Annotated in this window: 8 protein-coding genes; all 8 read left to right on the top strand. The window is 33.1% G+C overall.

Annotated features, from left to right (window positions below):
• The first annotated feature begins 252 nt into the window (after positions 1–252).
• The 8 genes from JR312_RS00830 to JR312_RS00795 all read left to right on the top strand — a co-directional run bounded on the left by JR312_RS00830 (position 253) and on the right by JR312_RS00795 (position 10,922).
• On the top strand, positions 253–1,014 hold the full coding sequence (locus JR312_RS00830) for a sugar phosphate nucleotidyltransferase (RefSeq protein ID WP_010082157.1): 762 nt from the start codon (positions 253–255) through the stop codon (positions 1,012–1,014).
• A 131-nt stretch (positions 1,015–1,145) separates the two neighbouring features.
• Entirely contained in the window at positions 1,146–2,105 is a 960-nt protein-coding gene (locus JR312_RS00825; RefSeq protein WP_006280064.1) for an NAD-dependent epimerase/dehydratase family protein, read from the top strand.
• A complete protein-coding gene (locus tag JR312_RS00820) occupies positions 2,062–4,398 on the top strand; it encodes a glycosyltransferase (RefSeq protein WP_416647482.1) in 2,337 nt (778 codons plus the stop codon). Before JR312_RS00825 ends, JR312_RS00820 begins: the two co-directional genes overlap by 44 nt.
• Entirely contained in the window at positions 4,359–6,053 is a 1,695-nt protein-coding gene (locus tag JR312_RS00815; RefSeq protein ID WP_006280066.1) for a WG repeat-containing protein, read from the top strand. The genes JR312_RS00820 and JR312_RS00815 overlap by 40 nt, the downstream gene beginning before the upstream one ends.
• Positions 6,054–6,056: 3 nt before the next feature.
• On the top strand, positions 6,057–7,046 hold the full coding sequence (locus JR312_RS00810; RefSeq protein ID WP_006280067.1) for a phytanoyl-CoA dioxygenase family protein: 990 nt from the start codon (positions 6,057–6,059) through the stop codon (positions 7,044–7,046).
• Positions 7,047–8,822, top strand: a complete 1,776-nt coding sequence (locus JR312_RS00805; RefSeq protein WP_006280068.1) for an ABC transporter ATP-binding protein — start codon at positions 7,047–7,049, stop codon at positions 8,820–8,822. It abuts the gene before it with no gap.
• Between the two features lies 1 nt (position 8,823).
• Complete coding sequence (locus JR312_RS00800; RefSeq protein WP_006280069.1) at positions 8,824–9,873, top strand: threonine aldolase family protein; 1,050 nt, start codon at positions 8,824–8,826, stop codon at positions 9,871–9,873.
• The gene (locus JR312_RS00795; RefSeq protein ID WP_006280070.1) at positions 9,870–10,922 is read left to right on the top strand and encodes a threonine aldolase family protein; all 1,053 of its coding nucleotides are present in this window, start codon (positions 9,870–9,872) and stop codon (positions 10,920–10,922) included. Before JR312_RS00800 ends, JR312_RS00795 begins: the two co-directional genes overlap by 4 nt.
• The last annotated feature ends 41 nt before the right edge of the window (positions 10,923–10,963 follow it).

Here is a 10,963-nt window from a genome sequence, read left to right as displayed (position 1 = left end):
AAGTAGTAGGCCGTTGATAAGGATTTGCCTATTTTCTCGATCAACTAGCTTTTGTATAAGTACTGATGGGTCAATATAAATGAGTAGTTCTGGGAAGCTTACTTTATCGGCTAATCTATATTAGCGTCATAGAGGATTTATATATTTCAAGCATGTTAATTATTTTTTCTGGATCATTTAGGAAACTATAGTAGACTTTACAACTCATTAATTATCACTTAACTTACCTCCTAGTAAGTTCTTGAGTTATGTATGGATAACACGTTGATAATATTAGCAGCAGGAAAAAGCAGTAGAATGAATTCACAGTACTCAAAAACACTACACCTAGTAGGAAATTTTACTCTTTTAGAGCATATAATTCACAATGCAAAACCGCTGAGTTTAAAAAGTCTATCAATTGTCATTAACAAGCCTTTTCTAAAGGAGTTAGAAAGATTTAGTACCTTAAAAGATATAATTGATAAATATAATATAAAATTGATAATTCAAGAAAATATTACAGGTACTGGCACTGCAGTTAAAATTGCCCTAGAAAGCCTGGAGCGGTTATCTGACCAAGACATAGTTTTAATACAGTACGGAGACACCCCGTTTATATCTAGTGATACAGTTATGAGAATGACTGATTGTTTAAAGTGTAATAATAAAAATTTAGTTCTTCTTGGATTTAATAGTCAAGATAAGCAATATGGAAGATTAGTAATTGATGATAATGACAATGTTCAAAAAGTCTTGAAAAGTGAAGATGAAATTCTTCTTGCAAACTCTGGAATAATGGTTTCATACGCTAAAGATCTTTATACCCTAATAAAAGAAGTAAAATTTAATGATTCGACCAACGAATGTTGTCTTAATGATATAATACCCATTGCAGCAAGCAATAACTTACGTGCAGGTTATGTAGTCGCTGACGAAAAGGAAGCAATGGGGGTAAATAACAAAGAGGATTTGGTCAAAGCAGAACGTTATTTTCAGGCAAATAGAAGAAGACAACCAACCCTTCTTTCATAACTATATTTTTTTATTCATTGATCCTTAATTTAAGTTGACATTTGTTTTATACTAGTTTTATAATGCTTTTTAAGTCTTACTTGTAAGATGATAGGTGTGAAAGATTTTCCTGGTTGTAGTGAGAGGGACACATGGGAATATTAATAACAGGTGCTGCAGGTTTGATAGGATCGGCTTTAGTAGAAAAGTTAGAAAAGCAGGGTTATGAAGTAATAAGCTGCGATATTAGGTTTCGCGACAACCCACTCAGTTTTTTTTCAGAAGATATAATGCCGCTACTCGCTAAGTGTACGGGGGTTATTCATCTGGCTGCAATTTCTAGAGTTATACATGGTGAGCTTTATCCTGAATTGTGCCAAAAAGTTAATGTCGATGGTACAATCCAATTCTTAGAATTCTGCAAGTCGCTTCCGAATAAACCATGGTTTATATATGCAAGCAGTAGAGAAGTATATGGAGAACAAAAGGAACTACCAGTTGCAGAGTCTGCTAGTATCAACCCAATAAATAATTACGCCAAAGGTAAAGCATTTATTGAAGAACAAGTAATAAATTTAAAAGGTTCTAACTTTAATGTAGCAATATTACGCTTCTCAAATGTATATGGTGGTTTACTAGATCATAGTAGTAGAGTAATTCCTGCACTCTGTATCAATGCATTGAAAGGCGATCCAATTAGGATAGAAGGTAAAGAATGTGTTTTTGATTTTACCTATTTGGATGATGTTATAGAGGGTATATACTTAACTGTTAAATATTTACAAAACGAGAAATCTTCTCTTCCTGCTATTCATCTTACTACTAATAGCCCATGTACTTTAGAAAACTTAGCAAAAACAATATTAAAAGTCACGGAAAGTGATTCTAGAATTGATTTTTATCCTCCAAGAAATTTTGACGTAACTAAGTTCCATGGTGATTTTACTAGAGCTAAAGAGCTACTTGGTTGGTCTCCAAAGCATTCATTAAAAGTAGGATTAGGTAAATTTATAAAAAGTCTACAAAACAATACACAAGAATATCCTAACAATATAGATATGGTAATATATGAAAATATTAAAAGTTATTCATGGTTACCCTCCTTATTATAGCGCTGGTTCGGAGGTTTACAGCCAAACTCTTGCCCATGAACTAGCCAATAATAATGAGGTACAAATATTTACTAGGCATGAAAACAGCTTCTTACCTGATTTCCATTATACTATAGCTCTGGACTGTAGTGATTCCCGGATCTTACTGAATTTAATTAATATACCTACAACTAAATATCGTTACAAATTTATCAATGAAGAAGTAAATATAAAATTTAAAAGAATAATAGATAACTTTCAACCAGATCTTATACATTTTGGTCATCTTAATCATCTATCAATTACTTTACCAGAAGTTGCTTTTAAAGAAAATATACCTACAATTTTTACGCTACATGATTTTTGGTTAATGTGTCCAAGAGGAAGATTTATTCAACGTAATTCTGAAGATTTGTTACGGCTTTGTGATGGACAGAAGGATCAAAAATGTGCAACCCAATGTTACAAGGGGCATTTTACAGGAGATGAAGAATTCTTGAATTCAGACTTAAATTATTGGGAACAATGGGTTGCAACTAGAATGAAGCAAACAAAGAAAGTAGTGGACTATATAGATTACTTCATTGCTCCGTCAAAATTCTTAATGGATAAATTTACTCAAGACTTTAATGTTCCGATAAACAAAATTTCTTATCTTGATTATGGTTTTGATCTAAATCGTCTTAAGAATAGAAATAGGGTGCAAGAAAAAGGGTTTATTTTCGGTTATATAGGTACTCATACTCCCGAGAAAGGTGTTGACCTATTATTGAAGGCTTTTTCTCGCTTATCATCTAAAGCAAAACTTAGAATTTGGGGAGCGGCAAGGGAAGAAACTAAAACTTTAAAAGCGATTGCCGATCAGTTTCCACATGCTGTTAAAGAAAGGATAGAATGGATGGGAAGTTATAACAATAAAAATATAGTTACTGATGTATTTAATAAAGTTGATGCGATAGTTGTTCCTTCAATTTGGGGTGAAAATTCACCATTAGTAATACATGAAGCACAGCAACTGAGTGTACCAGTAATAACGGCTGATTATGGTGGCATGGCAGAATATGTAAGAGATGGAATAAACGGACTATTATTTAAGCATAGAGATACAAATAGTTTGTCAGAAAAAATGCAAGCCCTATCTACAGACCAGGAATTATACAGTGAACTGACCCAAAGAGGCTATCTTTATACTAAAAATGGTAATGTACCTTCTATAAGTGAGCATACTGAGAAACTTAACAAAATTTACCGTAATGTTATTGAAAATAAAGGCAAATCAGTGGCTACAAAACCTGGTCCTTGGAGAATTACTTTTGATACTAATCCAGATTACTGCAACTTTGCTTGTGTAATGTGTGAATGCTTTTCACCATATAGTAAAGTTAAAGAGGAGAAGAAAGCTAAAGGGATAAAACCCAAGATAATGTCAATAGAAACTATCAGGAAGGTAATTAAGGAAGCAGATGGAACACCTTTAAGGGAAATCATTCCTTCTACTATGGGTGAGCCTTTAATGTATAAAAGCTTTGATGAAATAATCAATTTGTGCCATGAGTTCGGCCTGAAGCTTAACCTCACGACCAATGGTTCTTTTCCTATTAAAGGAGCTAGAAAATGGGCTGAACTATTGGTACCAATTTTATCTGATGTTAAGATTTCCTGGAATGGGGCAACTAAAGAAACTCATGAAAGAATCATGAAAGGTTCAAAATGGGAAGTAGTGACAGAAAATTTAAAAACTTTCCTTGAAGTTAGAGATAAATACTTTAGCGATACAGGTGAAAGGTGTACCGTTACTTTACAATTAACATTTTTAGAAAGTAATTTACATGAACTTTACGACATAGTTGAGATGGCTATAAAAAATGGCATAGATAGAGTTAAAGGACATCATCTTTGGGCACATTTTAAGGAAATTAAGGATCTATCTATGAGGAGAGATGAATTAGCAATTAGTAGATGGAATACGGAGGTGGGAAGGTTATATGAACTTAGGGATAATATGCTATTGCCAAATGGTAAAAAGATAAAATTAGAAAATTTTACGATCCTTTCTCAAGAGGGTATCAAGGATTTGGCTCCAGGTGGTCAGTGCCCATTTTTAGGTAAAGAAGCATGGATAAACAATGAAGGCAAGTTTAGTCCCTGCTGTGCTCCAGATGAACTACGCAAAACATTAGGAGATTTTGGCAATGTTAATGAAGTTAAACTGGAGGAAATATGGCAAAGTAGCGAGTACCTAAACTTACAAAAGAATTATTTAAACTATGAATTATGCAAAACATGCAACATGAGAAAACCATTAGTCAATTAATGAAAGATAGTGAGTACCTTAAATCTATTAGGGTTTCCCCCTGTGAAAGGTTTCACCAATTGTCAGAAAATCCTTTGTACAAAAATAGATTTATTAGAGTTGATAAATTTCACGAGCCTGGCCTTGCACCAGTTTATGATGAGACAGGCGCTTATCACATCGATGCAATGGGAGAAGCAATTTATCGCGACAGATTTTTAAAAACTTTTGGATTTTACTGCAATAGAGCAGCCGTAGAAGATGACACAGGGTATTACCATATTGATCCATCTGGATGTAGAGTATACAAACATTCGTATCAATGGATTGGAAATTACCAAGAAGATATTTGTGTGATTAGAAAGCATGATAAGTTTTTTCATATTGATTTGAACGGCAATAGAGTTTATGAGCAAGAATACAATTATGTTGGGGATTTTAAGGATGGTATCGCTGTAGTCCATAAAGATGGTAAAGCTACACATATTAATAATCATGGAAAGTTAGTACATAATAAATGGTATAAAAAGCTTAATGTTTTTCATAAAGGATTTGCTATTGCAGAAGATAAGCATGGCTGGTTTCATATAGATATTAATGGCAATCCTGTTTACCGGCAAAGATTTAAAATGGTAGAAGCATTCTATAATGGCATGGCAAAAGTTGAAACTTTTGAAGGTGTATTAGGACAGATCGATATTACCGGAAACGTAAAGTTTAGTATTTTTGATTTAGATAAAGAATCTCAAGTGCATAAGATTTCTGCAGAACTTTCAGCCTTTTGGAAAACTTACCTCGCAAATGTTGCTATTGAACTTGATTTGTTAAATATCTTACCTGCAACTATGCCAGTTTTATCTCAAAAGTTAAATATTATCGTTCCAAATCTAGAAAGGCTGTTAAGGGCGTTGTGGGAAATAGGGTTTATTGATTACGATAAGAACAAGGACTTATGGCAACTATCATCAAAAGGTAAGTGTTTTAAGGAAATACCATTTTTGCCTAAAGCAGCAGCAATGTGGGCAAGGGTTGCCGCTGAAAAGAATTGGTTAAAAATTGCCGATATATTAAGGCAGGAGTCAATATCTTCATTTGAATCTTTTAAGGAGAAAGAAACATCAGAAGACAGGAAAATAGCGTTTTACCAAGCATTGCTAGGATATTCCAGGTTTGACACTAAAGAGTTTAATTCTAGGGTTAATATAGATGGTGCTAAAAATATATTGCTATTTGGCGTACACTCTTTATTTCTTGCTTATTCTGATATACACAATAAAGGTTCTATAGGCTTATATTATTACAACGAACATAAAGTGCCTAGGCAGGCAGTAGAAGATTTAAAAATTAAACTCATAACTCAAGAAGAATTATCAGCTACAAATTATGAATTAGGTGTCTTTTGCCGCTTTCTGCAGCATTATGATGATAATAAGGTATTGTCTTATTTAAAATTGGTAAAAAATAAAGGAATACCACGCGTTTTAGTGATAGAAACTATCCTAGATTACTACTCCCCAGTGGGAGGTTCTGTAGATATTAATGTAATGGTTGAAACAGGGGGTAAACTAAGGACATTGAGCGATTGGAAAAGAATACTAAAACAAGTAAAAGGGCTTAAAATTTTTAGTATTGTACCTTTAACAGATTATTTATCAGTTATTGACATTAGGTGTTAATATATGAAAGCATTGCAAAAAAATGGTTTTTTTATTATCAAAAATCTAGTTCCTTTAGAGTTAATAACTCAGTCTTTAAATGATATAATAAGCAAGATATCAAAGTTATCTCAAGAATTAGGTGTTTCAACTTCTGACTATTTAAACTGCACTGGAAGATGGGGTACATCATCTCAGGTAACTAGAATTGTATCTCAAGTATTAGATAAAATTATTAAAAATTATCTTGAAAAGTCACTTCAATGCCAGATACTGCAGAAAAAATCAAATGTTATATGTAAAACTGCTGATTTAATAGATGCAGTTCCCTTCCATCAGGACATCTCTTATAGCTTTAATGACCCTTATCATTTTTCTGTTTGGCTAGCTTTGAATAATGTCAATAAAACTTCAGGTGCACTACAAGTTATAGAAGATAGTCACAACTGGAAAATACAGCCTCTAGTTGATTTTTGGCATCCATACTTTTTGGATCAATACTCGGATAACCGGGAAAATTATAAAATTAAGTCACTACCTATTTCAGCAGGAGATGCGATAGTTTTTGATTCACGGTTATGGCATGGTAGTGATAAGAATATAGATGCTAAAGATAGGTTTGCTTATGTTACGAGATGGGTTGTAAAAGATAAAAGTCTTCCTTGTGTGCCAAAACCTCAGCCTTCAGTTTTTGGTATATTAAACTGTGGTGCATTAACAGAATTTATACTGAGAGAATACTTATCATTATTTCGTCGCCAGGAAAGTATAAAAACAAAAAATATGGAAGAACTTATTAAGAGCTGGTTAGCCTTTATTACAGACACAACTACAAATATTTCTGAGGTCAACACTGCTGAAGCTAAGCGAGATTTATATAAGCTACTTATTCTGAATCAAGCGTCAGCACTACATGATGCTGGAGACATTTCAGGAAAAATATACAAAAATTTATGGTTTTCACTGCTTGTATTTCTCAATAAAAAAGTCAATGTGGTGGAGCTAGCATTATAAATGAACAAAAGTAGAGTTGGTAGTTTCAAGTATATATTGGTGTTCATTTTGAATATCTTATCCAAGTTTAAGCTTAATGTGCTTGTAATGTTCCTGGTTGCCCTAGTAGTGGCTGTTGATTTATCTTTTAGAAAGTATTTAGTAAAAAATATCTTAGATACAGCTGTAAAATATCAAGAAGGTAATGTAATTGAAAATCTTTTATTACCTGTAAGCGCTTATGTTTGTATGGCATTACTTATTACTACTGCTTTTAGATTCTATGGCTATTTTGTTGACATTCGAATGTTTACCTCAATGCGTCAAAAAATAGCTGATATGTCTTTTTACAGGCTGCTTCAGCAAGACCATTCCTATTATCAAAACAACCTATCCGGAAGTTTAGTATATAAGGTCAGTAACTTAATGGATAGTGTGATAGAGCTAATAAGACTGCTTATAGACTGTTTCTTTAGTTATAGTATAGCATTAATCTTGGCTATTTATACTTTATCACTAGTAAATATAAAGTTTGCAATAGCTACATTCATTTGGGTGAACATTTTTATTTTGATTTCGGTTTTCAGTTTTCGGGTGCTTACCGGATTAGCCGATGATCATTCTAAACAAAGTTCACAAGTAATAGCGGGTATAGCCGACAGTATTTTAAATGTTATATCAGTAAGGTTATTTTCTCGGCAAGCGCATGAGAGGCATAAATTTTTTCAAGTATGCAAGAAAAAAACTATTGCAGAAAGAAAATTACAATGGGCATACTTTTGGCTTTGGTTTATATATGGCTATTCATTTGATATACTCCAAGCAGTAAACTTGTATTTTTTAATTCATGATTATCAATTGAACAAGATTGCAATAGGAGATATTGCTCTTGTACTTGGAATTAATATATCGATTATAGAGTTTCTTAACCATCTAACTAGGAATCTTACCCAATTTTCTACTCATTTCGGCAAAGTTTCAGATGCATTGCCAATCTTGACTACCGTACCAGAAATTCAAGATAAGGAAAATGCTAAAAAATTAAATTTATTAAGTGGAAGAATAACGTTTAATAATGTTTCTTTTTCTTATGAGGGTCAGAAGTCATTATTTCAAGATTTTTCAGTTACCATTAATCCTTGCGAAAAGGTAGGTCTAGTTGGTTATTCTGGAGGTGGTAAATCTACTTTTATAAACTTAATCATAAGGCTATTTGATGTTAAAAAAGGTAATATACAGATTGATAATCAAGTAGTATCGGAAGTTACACAGAGTTCTTTGAGGCAACAAATATCTGTAATACCTCAAGAACCATTGTTGTTTCATGATACTATTTTAGCAAATATTATATATGGTAAACTTCAATCTACTATCGAAGAAATAATAAGAGCTGCAAAGCTGGCTGGTATTCACGATTTCATTATGACTCTACCCGATCAATATGAAACTGTAGTCGGAGAAAAAGGCATAAAGCTATCTGGAGGGGAAAGACAAAGAATAATCATAGCGAGAGCATTTCTAAAAAACGCTCCGATATTATTTTTCGATGAGCCAACTAGTCAGTTAGATTCTATAACAGAGAAAACAATTCAAATGAGTTTATTTAAGTTGATGGAAAATAAAACCACCATTACTATAGCACACCGTATTTCTACACTTTTACATATGGACCGAATTCTAGTATTTAACAAAGGAAAAATTGTCCAAGATGGTAAACACGCTGAATTAGTTTCTAAGCAAGGTCTTTACAAGGAACTTTGGAATGCTCAAATTGGTTGTTTGAATGGCAAAAAATAAGATGGAAAAAATTATTGATCTGAGAAGTGACACTACAACTCTGCAGAGCTCCAACGTTATACATGCAATAAGTAATGCAACTGTTGGAGATTTTGCTTATGGTGAAGACAAAAGCTGTAATGACTTATCAGAATATTGCAAACAATTATTCAAAGTAGAAGAAGCATTATTTGCAACCAGCGGTATGCTTGCAAATAGATTAGCCATTGCCAGTCAAACAAGTCCTGGTGATGAACTAATAACTCATTATAATTATCACGTTAATTTTTTCGATAGCGCAGGCAATGCAAAAGTAAATAATATCGTATTTAATTGTATTAGAAATAATAGCGGAATCTTAGATGTTGCTGAAGTAGAATATGCTATTAATTCTAAGCCAAGGTACAAAATTTTTGCTCAGGTGAGTCTTGTTTCTATAGAAAATAGTATAAACGGGTTTAATGGTAAAATTTATCCTTTTGAAAAACAAGTCGAGTTATATCACTTTTTAAAAGCTCACAATGTAAATCTTCATTTAGACGGTGCAAGAATATTTAATGCTCATGTCGAAACAAATATTGCTTTAGCAGATTATGCTAAATATGTGGATACAATGAGCTTTTCTTTTACCAAAGGACTTGGAGCTCCTTTTGGTTCAATGCTTATGGGTAAAAGAGAGATAATTGAAAGGGCTAAAAAGCTACAGGTTTGGCTAGGTAGTGGTTATCATCAGATAGGGTATTGTGCTAATGCAGCAAAGTATGTACTACAGAACAATATTTCTAGGCTTAAAGAAGACAATAAACTCGCCAAACTGTTTGCAGACAAGATTAAGGAAATTCCACACATAAAACTGGTACTACCTTATCCAGAAACTAATATAGTAAGCTTTAGTATAAAAGCACTAAATGTAACTAATGAGGTTTTCTTGAGTAAGTGCCAAGCTTATGGTTTATTGCTTTTTCCTTGGCTCGAGTCTCATATAAGAGCAGTTACCCATCTTGGCACAAAGGAAACAGACATCATGAAAGCTGCTGAAATTATAAAGGAGGTTGTGTTAAATTTAATATGAGAGTAAAAATAGATTTCTTTAGCGATTCAAACACTGACCCTTCAGCTAAAATGAGGGAAGCGATGGCTAAAGCAAAAGTTGGAAATGAAGCTGCATGTGAAGATCCAACTGTGAACGAATTAGTGGCAACCGCATGTAAAATATTAGGTAAACCTGCAGGAATCTTTTTGATTTCAGGAACGATGTCCAATGTAATTGCTTATAAAGTACACATTCAAAGACCTGGTGATTACTTGCTGCTTGATGAAACTTCACATCCACTCATAGTACAATCTGGCTTGATCGCAGCCCAGGCACATGCTACTCCTTTGCCCATCAAAGGTACAAGAGGAATATTTACTGGAGAACAAATTGTTGAGTTTATTACTCGTCCTAGTTTAAGAAATATTCCGAGAGTTGGGCTTGTTTCTATCGAACAAACGACAAATTTTGGTGGTGGAGCTGTGTGGCCTTTAGAATATATTCAAGAGATCTCAAGTCTCTGCAAAGAGAATGACGTATTCACTCATTTAGATGGAGCAAGACTGTTCAACGCTTGTGCTCATACTAAAATATCTCCAAAGGAGTATGCAAGTTATTTTGATTCGGTATTCATTGATTTTAGTAAAGGATTAGGTGCTCCAATGGGTGCAATATTGCTTGGAAGTGAAGATTTTATTGAAAAAGCTTGGTACTATAAGTTTCAAATTGGCGGAGGTATGCACCAAGCTGGCATTATTTCAGCTGCATGTTTATATGCTCTACGTAATAATGTAAATTCTTTAGAAGAAGATCATAAAAAAATGCAGCACCTTATAGAAGGCCTAGACTCCATAGATCAAGTTATAATTGATATCGACCTGTATAAAACTAATATAGCGTATTTTTCATTACGTACTAATTGTATATCTACTCAAGAATTAATAAACGTACTAATGACAAATTATGGAATTAGAATGGCTAACATCAAAGGTAAAATCAGAGCTATAACACATAGAGATATAAGCTATGAAGATATTAATACTACTGTATCTGCTATAAGAAAGATACTAAGTAATTTTCTGCACTAATTGTTTGCAAACTTCTTGTCAAACAATATTATACCAATATA

The sequence above is a fragment of the Wolbachia endosymbiont of Nasonia giraulti genome (assembly GCF_048054155.1).
Taxonomy (GTDB): Bacteria; Pseudomonadota; Alphaproteobacteria; order Rickettsiales; family Anaplasmataceae; genus Wolbachia; species Wolbachia pipientis_C.
Note: the sequence above shows the minus strand (reverse complement) of the source record. Positions and strands in the feature narration are given on the sequence as shown.

Bases quoted from the DNA above. Each gene is read 5' to 3' on its own strand.
- JR312_RS00830 (WP_010082157.1), top strand. From the start codon at position 253: ATGGATAACACGTTGATAATATTAGCAGCAGGAAAAAGCAGTAGAATG.
- JR312_RS00825 (WP_006280064.1), top strand. From the start codon at position 1,146: ATGGGAATATTAATAACAGGTGCTGCAGGTTTGATAGGATCGGCTTTA.
- JR312_RS00820 (WP_416647482.1), top strand. From the start codon at position 2,062: ATGAAAATATTAAAAGTTATTCATGGTTACCCTCCTTATTATAGCGCT.
- JR312_RS00815 (WP_006280066.1), top strand. From the start codon at position 4,359: ATGCAAAACATGCAACATGAGAAAACCATTAGTCAATTAATGAAAGAT.
- JR312_RS00810 (WP_006280067.1), top strand. From the start codon at position 6,057: ATGAAAGCATTGCAAAAAAATGGTTTTTTTATTATCAAAAATCTAGTT.
- JR312_RS00805 (WP_006280068.1), top strand. From the start codon at position 7,047: ATGAACAAAAGTAGAGTTGGTAGTTTCAAGTATATATTGGTGTTCATT.
- JR312_RS00800 (WP_006280069.1), top strand. From the start codon at position 8,824: ATGGAAAAAATTATTGATCTGAGAAGTGACACTACAACTCTGCAGAGC.
- JR312_RS00795 (WP_006280070.1), top strand. From the start codon at position 9,870: ATGAGAGTAAAAATAGATTTCTTTAGCGATTCAAACACTGACCCTTCA.